The organism is Methylobacterium sp. UNCCL125, from assembly GCF_900116795.1.
GTDB classification, from domain to species: Bacteria; Pseudomonadota; Alphaproteobacteria; order Rhizobiales; family Beijerinckiaceae; genus Methylobacterium; species Methylobacterium fujisawaense.
Genome location: NZ_FPBW01000021.1, coordinates 64089 through 84858, shown reverse-complemented (window position 1 = coordinate 84858; position 20770 = coordinate 64089). Strand labels below are relative to the sequence as shown.

Genomic DNA, 20770 nt, shown 5'->3' with positions numbered 1-20770 from the left:
ATCGACAGGAGGTTATGGGATGGACGCCACGGGTGAAGGGCAACCGGACTATCTCGCGCTGTCCGTCGACATCGTGTCGGCCTTCGTGAGCAACAATCCGGTGCCTGCGCCGGAGCTGCCCGGGCTCATCGCGGCCATCCACGCGACGCTGCACGGTCTCGGCGAGCCGGCCATCACGCCGACGGAGGAATTGCGGCCGGCCGTGCCGGTCCGGCGCTCGGTCCAGCCCGACTTCATCGTGTGTCTGGAGGACGGCAAGAAGTTCAAGTCGCTCAAGCGCCATCTGCGCACGCACTACAACCTCACGCCCGAGGAATACCGGACGAAATGGGGCCTTCCGCCCGATTATCCGATGGTGGCGCCGAACTACGCCGCGGCGCGCTCCAGTCTCGCCAAGAGCATGGGCCTCGGCCACCAGCGGCGGAAGGGCTGAGGGCGCGCCGAGCGCGTCCACAGCTTTCGGATCCGGGTTAGGCATCGGGCAAGCCAAGCTTGCGAGGGTCAGGGGCCCGTCAGCGCCTCAGAGACCCGATGCCCGGCAAGCCCAATCCCGTTGCCCGCCTGTTCTGGACGGCCGTGATCGGCCTTCCGTTCGGGCTCTGGTACGGCCGGCCGGCCCTGGCCGCGACGGGCCTGGCCCTCGTCCTGGTCCTGCTCCGGCATCTCGGGCGCAAGCGCCGCTTCCGTGCCCGGGTGCGGCGGATCGCCCGGGCGCATGCCGACACGCTGGCGCTGCGGCGGCGTCAGGAGAGCTACTGCGATCCTTACGGCAACTGGATCGAGGACGGCTGGCTGCGCGAGCGGGACTACTTTCTCGACCGGACCGTCCTGCCGCAGCTCGGCCCCCGCTTCGCCGACCTCGCCGAGGTGGAGCACGAGCGGATGCTGGCGATCATCGAGGCCGAGGCGGCGGCCGTCGCCCTCCCGGAGGAGGACGAGGCGCCGGGGGACGGGCTGGACTACGAGCGCTACTGCGCCGAGCGCCTGACCCGGGCGGGCTGGCGGACGCACCGGACGCCGGCGAGCGGCGACCAGGGCGCCGACATCGTCGCGGTGCAGGACGGCCTGCGCCTCGTGGTGCAATGCAAGCGGCTGAGCAAGCCCGTCGGCAACGCCGCCGTGCAGGAAGCGGCCGCGGCGCTGCGCTACTGGGACGGGGACCGGGCCGCCGTGGTCTCCAATGCCGGCTTCACCCCGGCCGCGCGCCGGCTCGCCACGGCGACCGGCGTGCTCCTGATGCATCACGAGGCGCTGGACACCCTCGACGCGCACGATCTCGCAGAGGCGTGACGGTCGTCAGGCAAGCGGCCCGGGGATGGCGGTCTCCGCCTCGCTGAGCAGCCGCGCCTCGTGCCGACGCACGAACAGCCAGAGGGCCAGGCCTCCGAACACCACGAGCGCCAGCAGGGTCAGGCCGACCGGGCCGACGATGTGCTCGATCTGGCGCCCGCAATAGTAGGAGCCGATCCCCATGCTGCCGGCCCAGACGACGCCGCCGAGGGCGTTGAAGGCGAAGAAGCGCCGGGCATCCAGACGGTTGACCCCGGCGAGCACGGCCGCGTAGGCGCGCAGCATCGCGGTGAAGCGGCCGAAGAACACGATCTTGCCTCCGTGCCGGCGGAACAGATACTGGCCGAGCTTGAGCCGCCCGTGATCGAGGGCGATGAGGTGACCGTAGCGCAGGAGCAGCGGCATGCCCCAGCGCCGCCCCGCCCAATAGCCGACATTGTCGCCCAGGATCGCCGCCGCCGCGGCCGCGGCGATGACCAGGCCGATATTCAAATTGCCGGTGCTGCCCGCATAGACGGCGGCCGAGATCAGCACCGTCTCGCCGGGGCATGGCACGCCGGCGCTCTCGAGGGTGATGATCACGAAGATCGCGATGTATCCGTAATTCGCGATCAGCTCGGCGATGGGCAGATCGTTCAGGAAGGCCATGCGGTCCTCGGGGCCGGTCTCCGGGCAAAGCCCGGCGACACAAGCGGATGGATCGTGGCCTTAAAAGGGCCGATCCGCGGAGCGCGGCGCGGTCAGAGGACCTTCAGCAGGGCCTCGGCGCCCGAGGCCTCCGCCTTCGAGGGCGTCTCCTCGACGTTGAGGATCCGGACGACGCCGTCCTCGACCAGCATCGAGTAGCGCTTCGAGCGCATCCCGAGGCCGAAACCCGTGCCGTCCATCTCGAGGCCGATGGCCTTGGCGAAATCGGCGTTGCCGTCGGCCAGGAATTCCAGCCCTTCCGCGCCGCTCGCCTTCGACCACGCGTCGAGCACGAACACGTCGTTGACGCTCGTCACCGCAATGGCATCGACGCCGCGTCCGAGGATCTCGTCCTTGTGGGTGACGAAGCCCGGCAGGTGGTTGCGGTGGCAGCTGGGGGTGAACGCGCCCGGCACGCCGATCAGGACCACGCGCCGGCCCTTGAACACGTCGTCGGTGGTGCGCGCGATCGGGCCCTCGGGGCCGATCACCCGGAAGGTGGCCTGGGGCAGGTGGTCGCCGACCTGGATCATCGCGGGTCCCTCGTTGTCGCGCGCTGGGATGGCACGCGTGAGCAGCGCGCCTGACCTAGCGTGGCAGGGGATGCCTGTCGAGGATGCGGCCCAGTCCGGCTTGAACCACACGCACGGGCCGAGGCGCTTGATGCCGAGGCGCTCGATCTTGTGAGACCGCTCGATCCGCGCCCTCTGCTCCCCAACGTCGAGAGCGGGAGAGGGCACGACACCCGCCGTGACCATCGGGCCGCGGCCGCAACCGCGCCGGCCGCGACCCGGACCGTCCTCGGCATTGCGGGACACGGATTGCGACGCGCACAAGCTTGGGGGAGGCTTGCTGCGTCCCTATTGCCCGCTGGACAACTAGGAGACGGGGCGTAGCATGGACGTATGGCGCACCCTCCGCACCGCAGGCCCGATCCCCCGTCGGCAGCGTCTTCGCTGGCCGGCAAGGCCGCGTCGCCGCTTCAGACGGAGCTGTCGGGTCCGAACTTCCTCGACGGGCAATTCCTCGTGGCCATGCCCGGCATGGCCGACGAGCGCTTCGCCCGTTCGGTGATCTATGTCTGCGCCCATTCCGCCGACGGGGCGATGGGCATCATCGTCAACAAGGCGGCGACCGACATCAGCATGCCGGACCTCCTGGTCCAGCTCGACGTGGCGCCCGAGGCGGATGCGATTCGCCTCCGCGAGCGGGTCGGCCACATGCCGGTCCTGATGGGCGGTCCGGTGGAAGGACGGCGCGGCTTCGTGCTCCACAGCGACGATTTCCACATCCAGCAATCGACGCTGATCATCGACGACGGAATCTGCCTGACCGCGACCGTGGAGATCCTCCGCGCCATCGCCAGCGGCGAGGGGCCGGCGAGCGCCGTGCTCGCGTTGGGCTATGCCGGCTGGCAGGCGGGTCAGCTGGAGAGCGAGATCATGGCCAACGGCTGGCTCAACTGCCCGGCCGATCCCGCCCTGATCTTCAACGCCGACCTCGACGCCAAGTACGACCTCGCCCTGCGGGCCAACGGCATCGACCCGGCGATGCTGTCGATGACCGCCGGCCGGGCCTGATCGGCACCGACCTCGGAGATTTGCGGCGCCCCGGTGCTTGCGAGCGGGGCAATCCCGCCAGCCCAGGCTGTCCGGCCTCCTGCCGCCCTGGGCCGCGGCCCAGCGCTCGCGATGCCGCGGGCGTCAGAGCGCCGGGCCGACGGAGCCGGCGCGCCGCGCCTCCACCTATTCCGGAAGCACGTCGCCGCCGCCGGCCGCGTCCGGGTTCATGCCTTCGACGGCGGGCTTGGGACGCGGCCTGCGCGGCGCGACGGCGGCCGTGGGCGTCGCCGTGTTGGCGCCGAGCCGGGTCGCCAGGGCCAGGGCGCGGTTCTCCGTCACCCGCAGGTGGCAGAACCCGTGTGTGCCCTCCCGCGCATAGGTGCGGCAGAGCTGCTCCCGGTCCGACGAGAAGGCCGCCTGCTCGCTGACGATCGGCCGCACGTCCTCGCGCCGGGCGCGCTGGGTCATCAGCTTGTAATTGTCCCGAACGGCCTTGTCGGCGACGCCCCGGGCGGTGTCGAACTCGCCGGCCCGCGGGATCAGGGTGGCGGCGGCCGGCCCCCAGAGGCCCACCGGCGTCGTGGCGCAATCCGCCGCCGAGAAGGTACAGATCGGGCCCGCACCGAGGCTCGAGACCAGGACGCCGCCCTCGGTCACGTCGAAGCGCAGCGGGCACTCGGCCCCGGCCGCCTCGAAGCGCGGCACGCCCTCGGGCTTGCCCTCGGCGCTGAGCGTCACCGGGTTGCCGCCGGCGAGGGGAACCGTGCACGATTCCGCCGGCTGCGAGATCTTGGTCCCCGGTAGCTTGATCCGCGCCGTGACGGCGGTGCCGGACCGTTCCAGCTTCAGGGTTCCGGACAGGCCGTTGAGCTGCAGATCCTGGCCGATCACGCCGTCCTCGGAGGGCGTCTTCAGAACGATCGGGCGGGCCGGCGCAGGGGCGGGCCGGGGCGCCTCAGGGGCCGCGGGCGGGCCCGGCTCGCCCGGCGCGGCGGGAGCCGGCGGCGCCTCTGGGAGGCCGCGGGGCGGCACCGGCGGCCGCTCCGGCTTGATGCCGAACAGGCGCTCGAAGAAATTCTGGGCCTGCGCCGGAGGGGCGGCGAGCATCCCGGGCGCCGCGACGGCGACCGCCAGGATCGGAAGCAGGAGACTGCGGATCGGGCGCATCGGACTCTACGACGGGGACACGAAGTGGCGGGGCCACGCGCAACCCCTTGTCGAAGCGTTAACACGGCGTCGATGGCGCCGACGTGGCAGCGAAGCAACAAAATGCAGTCACGCCGCCGGGCAGAGGGCGGCCCTGCGGCGAGATCCTGCCGGAATGACAAGGATATGGCGCGCCTGTGCGGGATGAATGCCGCCGCGCAGGCTTTGCCTTGCGAGCCCGGAACGGGGTTCTTATATCGCCCTCGACGCGGGATTGCGCGCTGGGTTTCAGCCGTTCACGGCCCTTGATCCGGCCCGGGTCCCATACTCACATCACCTCCGTACACCGCCATGGGCCGAGCTGCTTCGGGGCTCGGCGGTCTGCTTGAACGCGACGAAAAGAGGGATCCCGCCATGGGTAAAGTTATCGGCATCGACCTGGGCACCACCAATTCCTGCGTGGCCGTGATGGATGGCACGCAGCCCAAGGTCATCGAGAATTCGGAAGGCGCGCGCACCACGCCGTCGATCGTCGCCTTCACGGATGACGGCGAGCGGCTCGTCGGCCAGCCGGCCAAGCGCCAGGCGGTCACGAACCCAGAGCGCACGTTCTTCGCCATCAAGCGGCTGATCGGCCGCACCTACGACGATCCGCTGACCCAGAAGGACAAGGGCCTCGTCCCCTACAAGATCGCCCGCGGCGACAACGGCGACGCCTGGGTCGAGGCGGACGGCAAGAAGTATTCGCCGTCGCAGATCTCCGCCTTCACGCTGCAGAAGATGAAGGAGACCGCGGAGGCCCATCTCGGCCAGCCGGTGACGCAGGCGGTCATCACCGTCCCCGCCTACTTCAACGACGCCCAGCGCCAAGCCACCAAGGATGCCGGCAAGATCGCGGGCCTTGAGGTTCTGCGCATCATCAACGAGCCGACCGCGGCGGCGCTCGCCTACGGCCTCGACAAGAAGAAGGCCGGTACGATCGCGGTCTACGACCTCGGCGGCGGCACCTTCGACGTGTCGATCCTCGAGATCGGCGACGGCGTGTTCGAGGTGAAGTCCACCAACGGCGACACCTTCCTGGGCGGCGAGGACTTCGACAACCGGATCGTCGAATACCTGACCTCCGAGTTCAAGAAGGAGCAGGGCATTGACCTGACCAAGGACAAGCTTGCCCTCCAGCGCCTCAAGGAGGCGGCCGAGAAGGCCAAGATCGAGCTGTCCTCGGCCACCCAGACCGAGATCAACCTGCCCTACATCACCGCCGACAACACCGGCCCGAAGCACCTCGCGCTGAAGCTCAGCCGGGCGAAGTTCGAGTCGCTGGTCGACGATCTGGTGCAGCGGACGATCGAGCCCTGCCGCAAGGCGCTCAAGGATGCCGGCGTCTCGGCCTCCGAGATCGACGAGGTGGTGCTGGTCGGCGGCATGATCCGCATGCCGAAGATCCAGGAGGTGGTGAAGTCCTTCTTCGGCAAGGAGCCCCACAAGGGCGTCAACCCGGATGAGGTCGTGGCCATCGGCGCCGCCGTGCAGGCCGGCGTTCTCCAGGGCGACGTCAAGGACGTGCTGCTCCTCGACGTGACCCCGCTGTCGCTGGGCATCGAGACGCTGGGCGGCGTGTTCACCCGGCTCATCGACCGCAACACCACGATCCCGACCAAGAAGTCCCAGACCTTCTCGACGGCGGAGGACAACCAGAACGCCGTCACGATCCGGGTCTTCCAGGGCGAGCGCGAGATGGCGGCCGACAACAAGCTGCTCGGCCAGTTCGACCTCGTCGGCATCCCGCCGGCGCCCCGCGGCATGCCGCAGATCGAGGTGACCTTCGACATCGACGCCAACGGCATCGTCAACGTGACGGCCAAGGACAAGGCGACCAACAAGGAGCACCAGATCCGCATCCAGGCCTCGGGCGGCCTCTCGGACGCCGACATCGACCGGATGGTGAAGGACGCCGAGGCGAATGCCGAGGCCGACAAGAAGCGCCGCGAGCTGGTCGAGGTGAAGAACCAGGGCGAGAGCCTGATCCACGCCACCGAGAAGTCGGTGACCGAGTACGGCGACAAGGTCCCGGCCGCCGACAAGGGCGCCATCGAGACCGCGATGACCGCGCTCAAGACCGCCCTCGAGGGTGAGGATGTCGAAGCCATCAAGGCCCGCACCACGGACCTGATGCAGGCTTCGATGAAGCTCGGCGAGGCCATGTACGCCGCCAATCAGGCGGCCGGCCCCGACGCCGGTGCCGAGGCGGCCTCCGAGAAGAAGGACGACGTCATCGACGCCGACTTCCAGGAGGTCGATGAGAAGGACCAGAAGAAGCGCGCCTGAGGCGCGGGTCGGAGACGACCGTGCGGGGCCGGAGCGATCCGGCCCCGCCTTTGCTTGACACGCGCTGTTGCGCAGGCGCCGCAGGACGCGGGATATCGCCCGGATCGGAGCCGCGGGCTGCCGGCCCGTGCTAGAGCGCGAATCGCGACGTGCATCGGTCCGCACATCCTGCGCAAACCCGCGTCCCGAAGCCCCGCCGCGGCGGGCGTCGGCGCGGCGGGGTCCAGGGATCACGGCGCCGTCTGGACGCCTCCTGCGAGGCGGCCGCGCCGCGCCCCGAGACAGGGCGCGGATGGATTGTCCGGAGACGGGTTGGGATGTCGAAGCGGGACTATTACGAGATCCTGGGGGTCACCAAGACCGCCACGGAAAGCGAGATGAAGGTCGCCTTCCGCAAGCTCGCGATGACCTTTCATCCCGACCGCAATCCCGGCGACAAGGACGCCGAGATCAAGTTCAAGGAGATCAACGAGGCCTATCAGTGCCTCTCCGACGGCCAGAAGCGTGCCGCCTACGACCGGTTCGGCCACGCGGCCTTCAGCCAGGGCGGGGGCGGCGGTCCCGGATTCGGCAACGAGTTCGGCGACTTCATGTCGGATATCTTCGACAATTTCTTCGGTGACGGCCGCGGCGGCGGCGGCGGCGCGCGCGGGCGCGGCGGCACACCGGGCCGCGAGCGCGGGGCGGATCTGCGCTACAACCTCGAGATCACCCTGGAGGAGGCCTTCACCGGCAAGGCCGAGACCATCCGGATCCCGACCTCGGTGACCTGTGAGGCCTGTGACGGCTCGGGCGCCAAGCCGGGCTCGAAGCCCCGGACCTGCCCGACCTGCGCGGGCTACGGCCGCGTCCGGGCCGCCCAGGGCTTCTTCGCCATCGAGCGTACCTGTCCGAACTGCCACGGCCGCGGCGAGATCGTCGACGATCCCTGCACGTCCTGCCAGGGCGCGGGCCGCGTCAACCGCGAGCGCACCCTCTCCATCAACGTGCCCGCGGGGGTCGATGACGGCCTGCGCATCCGGCTCGCCGGCGAGGGCGAGAGCGGCCTGCGCGGCGGGCCGGCCGGCGACCTCTACGTCTTCCTGTCGATCAAGCAGCACGAATTCTTCCAGCGCGACGGGGCCGACCTGTTCTGCCGGGTGCCGATCTCGATGGTGACGGCCGCCCTCTCGGGCGAGATCACCGTGCCGGTGATCGACGGCTCGCAGACGCAGGTGCGCATCCCTGCGGGCACGCAGACCGCCAAGCAGTTCCGCATCAAGGGCAAGGGCATGCCGGTGCTCCGCTCGCGGGAGGTCGGCGATCTCTACATCCAGGTCTTCGTCGAGACCCCGCAGAACCTGACCAAGCGCCAGCGCGAGTTGCTCCAGGAGTTCGATCAGTCGGCCTCGCCGGAGAATCATCCCGAATCCGCCGGCTTCTTCTCGAAGGTCCGGGACTTCTTCGGGGGCGCGGTCCGGCCGTGAGCCGGATCCGAATCCTGGGAAGACCCGTTATGCAAGCGGCCGGCGTGGCTTGGGTACCCTAGGCGACGCGCCGCCTTGACTGTAAGACAACGCCGTTCTTCAGCCTTTCATTCTCATTCGGCATCAAGGAATCCAGGACTTGCCGCCGCTCCGCCGTCCCAACGCGAAGGCTCCTGTCGGCAGGAGCGCGATTTTCGGGCCGCGGCGCGACCCCCTGGAGGACGAGGCCCGGTTCCTGCGTTCGTGGCTCGAGCGGCCCCTCGTCACGGGTGCGGTGACGCCGTCGGGCAAGATGCTCGCGCGCACCATGGCCGCCTATGTCGACCCGCGCCTGGAAGGACCGGTGGTCGAACTCGGCCCCGGCACCGGTCCCGTGACCGAAGCGCTGATCCGGCGCGGCGTTGCGCCGGAGTGCCTGATCCTCGTGGAATTCAATCCCGATTTCTGCCGCCTCCTGACCCACCGCTTCCCCGGTGTGCGGGTCATTCAGGGCGATGCCTACAACATGCGGGCGAGCCTTCAGGACGTGCTGACGCAGCCCGCGGCGGCCACGATCTCGAGCCTGCCGCTGTTCACCAAGCCGTTGGAGCAGCGGCTGGACCTGCTCAACACCGCCCACGACCTGATGCGGCCGGGGGCTCCGTTCGTGCAGTTCACCTACGCGGTCGTGCCGCCGATCCCGGCCCGTTGCGAAGCCGGCAGCTATACCGCCGACCGTTCCAACCGGGTCTGGCTGAACCTGCCCCCGGCCCGGGTCTGGGTCTATCGCCGACCCTGACATGAACACGGCCTGAGCGAACAGGTCACGTTTGCGTCAACTTGAAAGGCACATACCTGAGACACGGCCGGACGCGCCAACGCGGCCGGCGTGGAACAGGAAAGCGCCGATGTTCACCAAGACTGCACGGACCCGCTTTGCAGCCGCCCTTGCCTTCGGCGGGCTGGCCTTTGCGGCCCCGGCCATGGCCGCTCCGCTGAGCCTCGACGCCGGGCTTCAGGCTGACAGCGGGGACATCCACACCGTCCAGTATGGCTACGGCTACGGTCCCCGTCACGGCGGCTGGGGCCACCATGGCTTCGGTCCGCGCCATCATCATCATGGCGGCTGGGGACGGGGACGCCATTACGGCTGGCGCAACCATGGCTTCGGCCCGCGTCACCACCATCACGGCGGCTGGGGCCATCGCCACGGCTACGGCCGCTGGTAAGCACTGACGGCGTGCGTCTCGCTCAGGCGGGGCGCGCGCCGGCCCTCATGCCGGCCCTCATGCCGCCCTCACCCGTTCGATGACGGGCGGCCGCTCCGACGGCGCGTCGCCGATCCGGTAGGCGACGCGCAAGGCAGCCTCCGCGCGATCCGCCGAGGCCTCATCGGCGGCGTGGACGACCCCCAGCAGGCCACCGGACGCACCGGGGCCGGCGAGATCCGTGAAGCCCACACGCGGATCGATCGAGTCCCCCGGCTGCGTCCGCCCGCCACCGAGCCCGATCACCGCCAGGCCCAAAGCCCGTGTGGCGACCGCCGCAACGGTCCCTTCCTGGTGGACCGGCCGCCGCACCGGCGCCGCGGGCAGATAGGTTGCCGGCCTCTCCAGCAGATCACCCGGCCCGCCGAGAGCCGTGACCATGCGGGCGAAGCAATCGGCCGCCCGGCCCGACGCGAGCGCCTGCTCCAGTCGCTCGGCGGCGCTGTCGCGGTCCGGCGCCAGACCGCCGACGACCAGCATCTCAGCTCCCAGTGCCAGCGTGACCGCGTGGAAGCGCGGCTCGCGGCGGTCGCCTGTCAGATACGCGATCGCGTAGGCGACCTCGACGGCGTTGCCGGCCGCACTGGCCAGCGGCGCATCCATGTCGGTGATCAGCGCGGCGGTGCGCAGGCCGGCGCCCTCCGCCACCGTGACGATGCTCTCGGCCAGGGCCCGCGCCTCCGGCAGCGTCGCCATGAAGGCCCCGCCCCCCTGCTTGACGTCCATCACCAGCCCGTCGAGCCCGGCGGCGAGCTTCTTCGACAGGATCGAGGCGGTGATCAGGTCGAGGGACTCGACCGTGCCGGTCACGTCGCGGATCGCGTAGAGGCGCCGGTCGGCCGGGGCGAGGTCGGCGGTCTGGCCGATGATCGCGCAGCCGACGTCCCGGACGACCCTGCGGAACGCGTCCAATCCGGGCGTCGCGTCATAGCCCGGAATACTGCCGAGCTTGTCCAGCGTCCCGCCTGTATGGCCGAGGCCGCGCCCCGAGATCATCGGCACGTAGCCGCCGCAGGCCGCGACCATCGGCGCCAGCGGCAGGCTCACCGCGTCGCCGACGCCGCCGGTCGAGTGCTTGTCGAGGACCGGCCCCGGCAGATCCCAGGCGAGGACACGGCCCGACTCGGCCATCGCGCGGGTCAGGGCCACCCGCTCCGGAAGGGAAAGCCCGCGGAAGAACACCGCCATGGCGAAAGCCGCCGCCTGCCCCTCCCCCACCGTGCCGTCGGTGAGGCCACGGACGAAAGCGTCGATCGCCTCCGGGTCGAGGGGAAGGCCGTCGCGCTTGGCCCGGATCGTCTCCTGAGGCAGCCGCACGTTCACGACTCCCGGGCCTGGATCAAGGCCGCGAACAGGCTGCTCGCCCCGAGCCGGAAGGTCTTGGGGCTCACCCAGGCGGGACCCATGAGGCGGTCGGCAAGAGCCAGGTAGGTGGCTGCGTCGGCGATGCTGCGCAGGCCGCCGGAGACCTTGAGGCCGGCGGGCCGGCCGCTCGCCCGGATCTCATCCAGCATCGCCTCGGCAGCCTCCGGCGTCGCCGAGACCGCGCTCTTGCCCGTGGAGGTCTTCAGGAAGTCGGCGCCCGCCTCCAGGGCGATCCGGCTGGCCTCCCGGATCCGATCGGGATCGGCGAGCTCGCCCGTTTCCAGGATCACCTTGAGGATCGCGGATCCGCAGGTGTCGCGCACCGCCTCCACCATGTCGCGGGCGATCGCCGCCTCGCCCCGCAACAGGGCGCGGTAGGGCAGGACGAGGTCGATCTCGTCCGCCCCGTCGCGCAGGGCCTCGGCGGTGTCGTCGGTGGCGCGGGCGCAATCCTCGCCACCGTCCGGGAAGTTGATCACCGTGGCGATCCGGATGCCGGTGCCCGCGAGCGCCCGCGCGCCCTGCTCGATGAAGCGCGGCCAGACGCAGATCGCCGCGACGCCGCCGCGCTTCGCGTCCCGGCAGAGGGCGTCGATCCTGGGTTCGGTGCAGGTCTCGCCGAGATCGGTGAGGTCGAGGAGCGGCAGGGCCCGGCGGGCGACCGCGCCGGCTTCGGACTCAGTCATCGGCGGTCTCTCCATCGGGCAGATGGGCCACGAAGGCCCGGATCAGGCGGCCGAGATCCTCCGCGGCCCGCGCCGCCACCGCCTTCGTCTCCGCGTGGTGCGGCGCCCCCCCGGCGATCCCGGCCGCGAGGTTCGTCACCACCGAGACCGCCGCCACCGGCAGGTCGAGGAACCGGGCGAGGATCACCTCGGGCACCGTGGACATGCCCACGAGGTCGGCCCCCAGGATGCCGGCCATCCGGACCTCCGCGGGCGTCTCGAAGCTCGGGCCGGAGAACCACGCGTAGATCCCCTCCCCCAGGGGCAGGCCGCAGGCCGCCGCCGCCGCGCGCAGCCGCGTCCGCAGCTCCGGATCGTAGGCCGCGGTCATCGGCACGAACCGGGCGTCGCTGGCCTCGCCGATCAGCGGGTTCAGGCCGGACAGGTTGATGTGGTCGGCGAGCAGCACGAGGCTGCCCGGCCCCGTCCCAGGCCGCAGCGATCCGGAGGCGTTGGTGAGCAGCAGACGCCGGGCGCCGAGGTGCCGGGCGCAAGCGAGGGGCACCCGCATCACCGCCGGATCGCCGCGCTCGTAGGCGTGGGCCCGCCCCTCGAAGATCAGGACCGGCCGCCCAGCGAGGCGACCGCGGTGCAGCCGGCCGCCGTGACCGCTGACGCCCGGCCCCGGAAAACCGGGAATCGCCGCGTAGTCGAGGACGATGGCATCCGTGAGGGCGGCGGCGATGCCGCCGAGGCCGGTGCCGGTGACCACCGCGCAGGCGTAGGGTCCTGCGAAACCGGCGTCGCGCAGGGCGTCGCAGGCAGCCGCCTCACTCACCCAGCGTCTCCGGGCCGAAGGATTCCGGCAGCAGCTCCGCCAAGGTGAAGCTGCGGGCGACGCCGCCCGGTCCGGCGGCATGAATCGGCGTGTCCGGTCCGGCGAACTCGCGGATCCGCTGGCGGCAGGCACCGCAGGGCGTCACCAGGCCGACGCCGTCGCCGCAGACCAGGATCGCCGCGATGCGCCGGCCTCCGGCCGCCACCATGGCGGCGATCGCTCCGGCCTCCGCGCAGGTCCCGACCGGGTAGGCGGCGTTCTCCACGTTGCAGCCGGCATGAATGACGCCGCGCTCGTCGCGGAGCGCCGCACCGACCGGGAAGCGGGAATAGGGCGCATGCGCCCGGTCACGCACCGTCCGGGCGGCCTCGAACAGGGCGGCGAGCCCGTCATCGTCCCGTGCTGAATCCGCGGCCTGCATGGCCGATCTTTGGCACCCGCCGGGGCGCCCTGTCGAGGGGGCCTGTCGAGGGGGCCGGGGCGGGGTCAGCGCCCTCCGGCCGGGTGCCGCCGGGACGCCGTCAGCGGATCGCCGCGCCGAGGAGGCGCGCCGCCTGCCGGAGATCCGTGTCGTCCCGCGGGCCGCTCAGGGCGTAGGCCGTGTCGCCGGCATTCCACGACACGACGTCGCCGTCATCCGAGCCGGTGAGTGTCGTCGGACCGCCGCGGATGCCACGGGTTGCGAACAGCGACGCCTCGCCGAACCGACCGGCCTCCAGGGCGACCTCGATCCCGGTGCCGTGCCGGGCGGGGAAGACCTGGATGTCGCGGACGCGCCAGCCATCCGGCAGGGCCGGGAGATCGATGCCCGTCGCCGAGCGCAGGCGCGGCCGGTCGTAGACCGGATCGTCGGCTTGGCCGCCCATGCTCTTGCGCAGCTGCGCGACGACCCGGGCTTGGCGCGCATCCGCGATCAGGGCCGGGTCCGGCGTCGCCGCCTGGGTGTCGGGAACGCCGAAGCGGCCGATCTCGTCATGGGCGAGCCAGCCCGCCCCCACGAGCACCGCGATGGCCGCGGCCCGCTTCAGGCGCGAGGCGACCCGGCGCCAGCGCAAATTCCGGTCGAAGCGACGCGCCAGAACGACGTTCCGGTCCGGCCCGGGCCCGGGAACGCGCTCGAAACAGGCCCGCAGGGCGTCGCGATCGTGCATCTCGGCCATCACCCGGGCCGCGGCCTCGGGGTTGGCCGCGAGATGGGCCTCGACGTCGAGACGGCGCATCGGGTCGATCTGCCCGTCGACGAAGGCGATGAGATCGTCGTCTGTGATCGGATCGATCATCGTGAAAGTCCTCGAATCCAGCGTGCCCGGAGGCGATCCGCCGGTCGCAATCGTTCAATCGGCACCGGCGCCCGCGGGCGCCGGACCTGTGTCGGCGCGGTCCTCAGCTCTCGCCGACGGCGCGTCGGAGGTGCCAGTGGGACCCGTTTTTCGGCTCGTCGGACACGACGAGCCGGAGGGTGGAGGGTGGCCCGCGACGCGTCTCGGGTGCCCGGGACGGTTCCCCTTCGCCGGAGGCCCGGTCGGCCCGCGTCCCCTCTTCGAAGGCCCGCAGGGCCGCCCGGCCGCGGCCGAGACGGGACATCAATGTGCCGATCGGAATGCCCAGCACGGCTGCCGCATCGGCGTAGGCCATGCCTTCCAGCGTGACGAGATGGAGCGCGGCGCGCTGCTCCTCCGGCAGCTTGAGGAACGCCTGCCGAATCTGGGCGAGGCGCACTTGGCCCTCCTGGGCCGGCGGGGCCATGTCCTCGGTCATCCGCACCAGCGTGTCGGCGTGACGGGCCTCGACCTGCCGGCGACGCTGCTCGTCGATGAAGGCGTTGTGCAGCACTGTCATCATCCAGGTGCGCAGATTGGTGTTGGGCCGGAGCGTGCCCTGCATTTCCAGCGCCCGCACCAGGGTATCGTGCACGAGATCGTCGGCCCGCAGCGCGTCGCGGGTCAGCGAACGCGCGTAGCGCCGCAGGGGCACCATCAGGTCGAGGAGGTCCGGGCGCGTGTTCTTGTCCGATGCCATGGGATGTGAACGCGAGGCAGCGGCCTTTTAATCCCGCCTGCCGGCCGGGTCTCGGATGTCAGGCCTGATCGAGGGCTGCCGCGATGCCCGAGATCACCCGCGGATCCGTCGGCTCGACCTGCGTGGCGAAGGCCGCCGCCAGGGTGCCGTCCCGGGCGATCAAGTACTTGTGAAAATTCCAGCGCGGCGTCTCGGCCGGGCGCTCGGCCGCTGCCCAGCGGTAGAACGGGTGGGCGCCCGGCATCTTCACCCGGGTCTTGGCGGTGAGCGGGAAGGTGACGCCGTGATTCTTCCGGGCGGCCTCCGCGATGGCCCGGCCGTCCAGCGGCTCCTGATTGCCGAAATCCGGCGAGGGCACGCCCAGGACCGTGAGCCCCCGGTCGCCGAACCGCGTCCAGAGCGTCTGGAGCCCGGAGAGTTGCCCGGCATAGCCGCAGGCCGTGGCGGTGTTGACCACCAGGATCGGCTTTCCCGCATAGGCCGAGAGCGGCATCGGCGCGCCCTCGGGCGTCTCGAAGGCGAAGTCCGTGGCCCGCATGGCCTCGGCGGCGCGGGCGGTGCCGGCAAGGCCGGCACCGATCAGGATGAGAGCCTCGCGGCGCAGCAGCGTCATGGCAGGTCTCCGGCTCGGACGTCCCGCGGCCGCAACGGGCCAGGTCGGACGGGGGATCACCTCATTGATATGCCTGCTGCAGGTCGACCGTACAGTCTCGGCCGACTGCGTCATAATTCTCCGCGAGCCAGGCTTGCGCGGCGGCGCGGCCCTTGTCGCGCAGGCGCTTGAAGACGGTCCAGCGGGCGTCGAGCTTGGAGGCGGCGTTGTAGTCCTCCAAAGCGTCGGTCCCGTCGATGCGGTGCACCAGGACCCGGCGATACTGGCCCTGGCCGAGAACGCCTTCCTCGATCAGCCCGTCGAGGAAGTCGATCGCCCGCAATTCCCGCATCAGGTTGGCGTTGAAGGTGATCTCGTTCAGCCGGTCGCGGATCTCGGCCTCCGTGCGCGGGGTCTCCCGCCGCTCCACGGGGTTGATCTGCACGAGCACGATGTCGCGGGTCTGGGCGCCGCGATGCAGGGGGTAGAGCGGCGGATTGCCGAGATAGCCGCCGTCCCAATAAGGCACGCCATCGATCTCCACCGCCTGGAAGACGGTAGGCAGGCAGGCCGAAGCCATCAGGTGATCGAGGGTCAGCCGCTCACGCTCGAAGACCGCGAGCTTGCCCGTCCAGACATTGGTGGCCGAGACGAACAGGCCCGCCGTGTCGGCCTCGCGCAGGCGGTCGAAATCGACCTGCTCGGCCAGCGCCTTGCGCAGCGGGTTGATGTTGAGCGGGTTCGACACGTAGGGGCTCGGCGCCAGCATCTTGGCCCAGAACTCGGCCACCGGATTGCCCTTCCACAGGCTGAACAGGCCGCTGACGAAGTTGCGCTGGGCCGGGCCCAGGTCGCCGTCGAGGCTGACCTCGCGCCAGAACCGCTCCAGACCCTCGCGGGCTCCGTCCGGGCCGCCCTTGAGCCAGCCATCCACGAGGACGACGGCATTCATCGCTCCCGCGCTCGCCCCCGTGACCGCCTCGAAGCCCAGACGCCCATCTTCGATCAGCGCATCGAGGACGCCCCAGGTGAAGGCGCCGTGCGCACCGCCGCCCTGCAGCGCCAGGGCCACCGGCTTCTCCGCCTTGGGCCCGGCCAGCACGTGGCCCGACCCCTGGGCGGACTGCGCCTCGATCACGTCCGAGACGGGTGACTCGGGGACGGCGGTGGCCGGATTGTGCGGCTCGCCGCCGGATTGCTCGCTCATGTCGGCCTCCTGGTCCGGCCGCTTAGATGGGATGCTGCATTGCAGCATCAACCGTCGGCCGTGCCTGCGGCCCGCGGCCCGCGCCCCCGCCGACCCGAGCGAATCGGCAACAGAGGCGGACGAAATCCCGATGGCGCCGAAGGCAAACGCCGCGCGGACGTGCAGCAAACTCGACATCCGCGCCCGGATACGACATGACAGCCGCGATGCTGTCATGCGCGATGCTGTCCTGCGTGGCGCCGGCTTGACGCGGCGCCGGGTCGTCCGCAGCTAACCCGCGACAGCCCCGAAGTTCCGGCGAAGCGTGTCCCGGGACAGACCCGGCAGCCCTCAGGCTCCGGCGTCCCGTGAGGCGCGCCCGCGAAGGTCCACGATGGAAGTCATGGAAGCCACCCGTTCCGAAAGCCCTGCCGCCGACAACCCGCTGGCCGGTGGCGGCCCGGAAATCGCCGGCCCCGCGCCGCGCCACCGCACCGTCGGCGTGACGGTCGGCGAGGGCGAAGGCGCGGTCACGGTCGGCGGCGGCGCGCCGATCGTCGTCCAGTCGATGACCAACACCGACACGGCCGACATCGACGCCACGGTGGCGCAGGTCGCCCAGCTCGCCCGGGTCGGCTCGGAGCTGGTGCGCATCACGGTCGACCGGGACGAGGCGGCGGCGGCGGTGCCGAAGATCCGCGAGCGCCTCGACCGGATCGGCGTCCACGTCCCGCTGGTGGGCGACTTCCACTACATCGGCCACAAGCTGCTCGCCGACCACCCGGCCTGCGCCGAGGCGCTCGCCAAGTACCGGATCAATCCCGGGAACGTCGGCTTCAAGGACAAGAAGGACACCCAGTTCTCGGCGATCATCGAGCAGGCGATCAAGCACAACAAGACCGTGCGGATCGGCGCCAACTGGGGCTCGCTCGACGGCGAGCTGCTCACCCACCTGATGGACGAGAACGCCAAGGCGCCGCGGCCGATCGATGCCCGCGCGGTGATGCGCGAGGCGATGGTCCGCTCGGCGATCAGCTCAGCCGACCGCGCCGTGGAACTCGGCCTGCCGCAGAACAAGATCATCCTCTCGGCCAAGGTCTCGGCCGTGCAGGACCTGATCGCCGTCTACCGCGAGGTGGCGCGCCGTTCGGATTACGCGATCCATCTCGGCCTCACCGAGGCCGGCATGGGCTCGAAGGGTCTCGTGGCCGCCTCCGCCGCCATCGGCGTGCTCCTCCAGGAGGGCATCGGCGACACGATCCGCTACTCGCTCACCCCAGAGCCCGGCGGCGACCGGACCGTCGAGGTCAAGGCCAGCCAGGAACTCCTGCAGACGATGGGGTTCCGCACCTTCGTGCCGATGGTGGCGGCCTGCCCGGGCTGCGGTCGCACGACCTCGACCACCTTCCAGGAACTCGCCCGGGACATCCAGAACTGGATCGTCACCTCCATGCCGGAGTGGAAGAAGTCCTATCCGGGCGTCGAGGGGCTGAACGTCGCCGTGATGGGCTGCATCGTGAACGGCCCGGGCGAATCGAAGCACGCCGATATCGGCATCTCGCTGCCCGGCACCGGCGAGACCCCGACCGCGCCGGTCTTCATCGACGGCAAGAAGGCCATGACCCTGCGCGGCCCGACGCTGGCCAAGGATTTCGAGACGATCGTGATCGACTACATCCAGCGCCGATTCGGTCAGCAGGGCGGGACGCGCACCGCCGCCGAGTGAGGTGCGGTGCGGGGGTAAACACCCCCGGCCCGCTCCCGTCGCGGCTCGGTGAAGTCGGTCCTCGCCCGAGAGGACGCCTCCGACCGCACCGGCATTCCGGGGCTCCGCGAGCGGGCCCGGAAACAAGAACCCGCGTCGGTTCAGGCGCTTGATCCATCGGCGCATCGGGTCGGCATGCGAGCGTGTCGCGCCTCCGGCGCATCGCATTCGGACCTGAATCGCACCGAGACCCAGCTCCGCGATCTTCGCAGAGGCACACGGTTTCCGGCCGCACGAGGGCATGATAGCAAGGCCACACGATCCCGCGAGCGGTCGGCCCGGTGGCCGGCCCGCACGGTTCGGCGGAGTGTTCGCGTGTTCTGCCCGGCCCCGACTGGCCCCTGAGCCGAACCGCGAAGCGCCGGCCACGCCCGAGCTTCCGACATCCCCATGAGCCACAACTTCGCACCCGGCGTAGCAGCCCAGCCCGCGCCCGCAGCGCCCGACGCCGCGCGGGAGGCCGCCGCGGCGTCCGACGAGACGACCGGCCAGACGCCCATGCACGGGCCGGCGACCTCCGGCACCCTCGATGCCCCCGAGAAGGCGGAGACGCGCCACGGCCATGCCGGCTTCTGGACGCTCCTCGTCGGCTCCGTCGGCGTCGTCTACGGGGATATCGGCACCAGCCCGCTCTACGCCTTCCGCGAGGCGCTGGTCCCGGCCCGGACCGACGGCATCCTGTTGCCCGAGGAGGTGATCGGCACCGTCTCGCTGATCCTCTGGGCGCTGTTCATGATCGTGACGGTGAAATACGTCGCGATCCTGCTGCGCATGGACAACAACGGCGAGGGCGGCATCCTCTCGCTGATGGCGCTCGCCCGGAAGGCGCTGGGCGGCTCGCGCATCGTGTTCATGCTGGGATTGATGGGCGCCTCGCTGTTCTACGGCGACGCGGTGATCACCCCGGCGATCTCGGTGCTCTCGGCGGTGGAGGGCCTGAAGCTCGTCACCCCCGCCCTCGACGATTACGTCTTGCCGATCACCGTGGTGATCATCGTCGCGCTGTTCCTCGTGCAGAACCGCGGCACCGGCAAGGTCGCGGCCTTCTTCGGGCCGGTGACCATCGTGTGGTTCCTCGCCATGGCGCTGGCGGCACTGCCGCATATCGGCCTGCACCCGGAGGTGTTCCGCGCCGTCAATCCCTGGCACGCCGTGAACTACCTGCTCGGCCATGGCACCGGGGCGCTGGTGGCCTTGGGCGCGGTGTTCCTGGCGGTGACCGGGGCCGAGGCCCTGTTTGCCGATCTCGGCCATTTCGGCCGCAAGCCGATCCAGCTGGCCTGGATCGGCCTCGTCTTCCCGGCGCTCGCCCTCAACTATCTCGGGCAGGCGGCCCTGGTGCTGGAGAAGCCCGACACCGCCGACCCGTTCTTCCAGCTGGTGCCGGCCTGGGGCCTGCTGCCGATGGTGATCCTCGCCACGATCGCCACCGTGGTGGCGAGCCAGGCGGTGATCACCGGCGCCTTCTCGTTATCCCGGCAGGCGATCCAGCTCGGCCTGCTGCCGCGCCTCGAGATCCGCCATACCTCCGAGTCGCATGCCGGGCAGATCTACCTGCCGCAGATCAACGGGCTGCTGATGGTGGGCGTCGTCCTGCTGGCGGTGCTGTTCAAGACCTCCTCGTCGCTGGCCTCGGCCTACGGCATCGCGGTGACCGGCACGATGCTGCTCACCGCCTCGCTGACCTTCCTGGTGATGTGGCGCATGTGGAAATGGTCGCCGGTGGCGGCGGCCGCCGTGATGCTGCCCTTCATCGTCCTGGAGTTCCTGTTCCTGCTGTCAAACCTGATCAAGGTGGTGGAAGGGGGCTACGTGCCGCTGCTGCTCGCCGGCGGCCTCATCATCCTGATGTGGACCTGGGTGCGGGGCGTCACGATCCTGTTCAACAAGACCCGCAAGACCGACGTGCCGCTCGTGGAACTGGTCGGCATGCTGGAGAAGAGCCCGCCCCACCACGTGCGCGGCACCGCGGTGTTCCTGACGAGCGATCCCGAGATCGCCCCGGCCGCGCTCCTGCACAACCTCAAGCACAACAAGGTGCTGCACGAGAAGAACGTGATCCTCACCGTCGAGACGGTGGACACGCCCCGCTCCAACGAGGCCGACAAGGTGCGGATCGAGCCGGTGGGCCCGCATTTCTACCGGGTCGTGATGAAGTTCGGCTACATGGAGACGCCGAACATCCCGAAGACGCTGGTGCTGCTGCGCCGCCAGGGCTTCAAGTTCGACATCATGGCGACGTCGTTCTTCCTGTCGCGCCGCTCGATCCGGCCGGCGGCGCATTCGGGCATGCCGCTCTGGCAGGACCGGATCTTCATCACCCTCGCCAAGAACGCGAACGACGCCACGGACTTCTTCCAGATCCCCACCGGACGTGTGGTGGAGGTGGGGACGCAGGTGACGGTCTGAGGGCCGCGCCGCCATGGTCATCGGCGCGCGCGTCCTGACGATCCGTGGGCCGGTGGCGGACATTCCCGGCGCGGTCCGGCTCGAGCGCCGGAAGACACGGACGGGCACGGGATCTGCCGCTTCACGATCGGCCGGCCCGAGGAGCCGTGCAACAATTTCGGGGCCGGCGTCGATGCGCTGCGGGCCGTCCACTTAGCGATGCAGA

General features: G+C 70.5%; 20 protein-coding genes. 9 read left to right on the top strand and 11 right to left on the bottom strand.

Features of this window, described 5'->3' with window-relative positions; translation table 11 throughout:
- The first annotated feature begins 19 nt into the window (after positions 1–19).
- Positions 20–433 (top strand): Ros/MucR family transcriptional regulator, encoded by a 414-nt coding sequence (locus tag BM396_RS21200; protein WP_043357841.1) that lies wholly within the window; start codon positions 20–22, stop codon positions 431–433.
- 98 nt (positions 434–531) lie between these two features.
- Entirely contained in the window at positions 532–1290 is a 759-nt protein-coding gene (locus BM396_RS21195) for a restriction endonuclease (protein WP_043385231.1), read from the top strand.
- Between the two features lie 6 nt (positions 1291–1296).
- Here the strand turns inward: BM396_RS21195 and BM396_RS21190 are convergent, their stop codons facing one another.
- Together BM396_RS21190 and BM396_RS21185 are read right to left on the bottom strand one after the other, a co-directional pair.
- Complete coding sequence (locus BM396_RS21190) at positions 1297–1938, bottom strand: DedA family protein (protein ID WP_043385228.1); 642 nt, start codon at positions 1936–1938, stop codon at positions 1297–1299.
- A 92-nt stretch (positions 1939–2030) separates the two neighbouring features.
- A complete protein-coding gene (locus BM396_RS21185; RefSeq protein ID WP_043357846.1) occupies positions 2031–2510 on the bottom strand; it encodes a peroxiredoxin in 480 nt (159 codons plus the stop codon).
- A 372-nt stretch (positions 2511–2882) separates the two neighbouring features.
- Here BM396_RS21185 and BM396_RS21180 point away from each other — a divergent pair, with 372 nt between their 5' ends.
- Entirely contained in the window at positions 2883–3557 is a 675-nt protein-coding gene (locus tag BM396_RS21180; RefSeq protein WP_257787385.1) for a YqgE/AlgH family protein, read from the top strand.
- Between the two features lie 165 nt (positions 3558–3722).
- On the opposite strand, the gene BM396_RS21175 is transcribed toward BM396_RS21180, so the two are convergent.
- On the bottom strand, positions 3723–4706 hold the full coding sequence (locus BM396_RS21175) for a hypothetical protein (RefSeq protein ID WP_043385225.1): 984 nt from the start codon (positions 4704–4706) through the stop codon (positions 3723–3725).
- 393 nt (positions 4707–5099) lie between these two features.
- On the opposite strand from BM396_RS21175, the gene dnaK reads away from it, so the two are divergent.
- From dnaK to BM396_RS21155, 4 genes are all read left to right on the top strand, one after another.
- Positions 5100–7013, top strand: a complete 1914-nt coding sequence (dnaK, locus tag BM396_RS21170; protein ID WP_043357850.1) for a molecular chaperone DnaK — start codon at positions 5100–5102, stop codon at positions 7011–7013.
- A 317-nt stretch (positions 7014–7330) separates the two neighbouring features.
- Positions 7331–8479: a molecular chaperone DnaJ gene (gene dnaJ, locus BM396_RS21165; protein ID WP_043357852.1), complete on the top strand. Its 1149-nt coding sequence runs from the start codon at positions 7331–7333 to the stop codon at positions 8477–8479.
- 139 nt (positions 8480–8618) lie between these two features.
- Positions 8619–9257 (top strand): class I SAM-dependent methyltransferase, encoded by a 639-nt coding sequence (locus BM396_RS21160; RefSeq protein WP_043385223.1) that lies wholly within the window; start codon positions 8619–8621, stop codon positions 9255–9257.
- 109 nt (positions 9258–9366) lie between these two features.
- Positions 9367–9687 (top strand): hypothetical protein, encoded by a 321-nt coding sequence (locus BM396_RS21155; RefSeq protein ID WP_043357856.1) that lies wholly within the window; start codon positions 9367–9369, stop codon positions 9685–9687.
- Positions 9688–9744: 57 nt separating this feature from the next.
- Here the strand turns inward: BM396_RS21155 and deoA are convergent, their stop codons facing one another.
- The 8 genes from deoA to BM396_RS21115 form a co-directional block, all read right to left on the bottom strand.
- On the bottom strand, positions 9745–11043 hold the full coding sequence (deoA, locus tag BM396_RS21150; RefSeq protein WP_043385321.1) for a thymidine phosphorylase: 1299 nt from the start codon (positions 11041–11043) through the stop codon (positions 9745–9747).
- A gap of 2 nt (positions 11044–11045) precedes the next feature.
- Positions 11046–11777, bottom strand: a complete 732-nt coding sequence (deoC, locus tag BM396_RS21145; RefSeq protein ID WP_043385220.1) for a deoxyribose-phosphate aldolase — start codon at positions 11775–11777, stop codon at positions 11046–11048.
- A complete protein-coding gene (locus tag BM396_RS21140) occupies positions 11770–12594 on the bottom strand; it encodes a purine-nucleoside phosphorylase (protein ID WP_043385217.1) in 825 nt (274 codons plus the stop codon). The genes deoC and BM396_RS21140 overlap by 8 nt, the downstream gene beginning before the upstream one ends.
- The gene (locus BM396_RS21135) at positions 12587–13015 is read right to left on the bottom strand and encodes a cytidine deaminase (RefSeq protein ID WP_051976160.1); all 429 of its coding nucleotides are present in this window, start codon (positions 13013–13015) and stop codon (positions 12587–12589) included. Before BM396_RS21135 ends, BM396_RS21140 begins: the two co-directional genes overlap by 8 nt.
- A gap of 100 nt (positions 13016–13115) precedes the next feature.
- Positions 13116–13874: an anti-sigma factor gene (locus BM396_RS21130; protein WP_043385215.1), complete on the bottom strand. Its 759-nt coding sequence runs from the start codon at positions 13872–13874 to the stop codon at positions 13116–13118.
- Positions 13875–13977: 103 nt separating this feature from the next.
- On the bottom strand, positions 13978–14613 hold the full coding sequence (locus BM396_RS21125; RefSeq protein WP_043385212.1) for a sigma-70 family RNA polymerase sigma factor: 636 nt from the start codon (positions 14611–14613) through the stop codon (positions 13978–13980).
- A 58-nt stretch (positions 14614–14671) separates the two neighbouring features.
- Positions 14672–15226: a glutathione peroxidase gene (locus BM396_RS21120; protein WP_043385209.1), complete on the bottom strand. Its 555-nt coding sequence runs from the start codon at positions 15224–15226 to the stop codon at positions 14672–14674.
- Positions 15227–15287: 61 nt separating this feature from the next.
- Positions 15288–16412, bottom strand: a complete 1125-nt coding sequence (locus tag BM396_RS21115; protein ID WP_043385206.1) for a patatin-like phospholipase family protein — start codon at positions 16410–16412, stop codon at positions 15288–15290.
- 382 nt (positions 16413–16794) lie between these two features.
- On the opposite strand from BM396_RS21115, the gene ispG reads away from it, so the two are divergent.
- Complete coding sequence (gene ispG, locus BM396_RS21110; protein WP_170861860.1) at positions 16795–18117, top strand: flavodoxin-dependent (E)-4-hydroxy-3-methylbut-2-enyl-diphosphate synthase; 1323 nt, start codon at positions 16795–16797, stop codon at positions 18115–18117.
- Between the two features lie 429 nt (positions 18118–18546).
- Positions 18547–20565, top strand: coding sequence for a potassium transporter Kup (locus BM396_RS21105; protein WP_043356352.1), 2019 nt, complete (start codon positions 18547–18549; stop codon positions 20563–20565).
- Positions 20566–20770 lie beyond the last annotated feature (205 nt).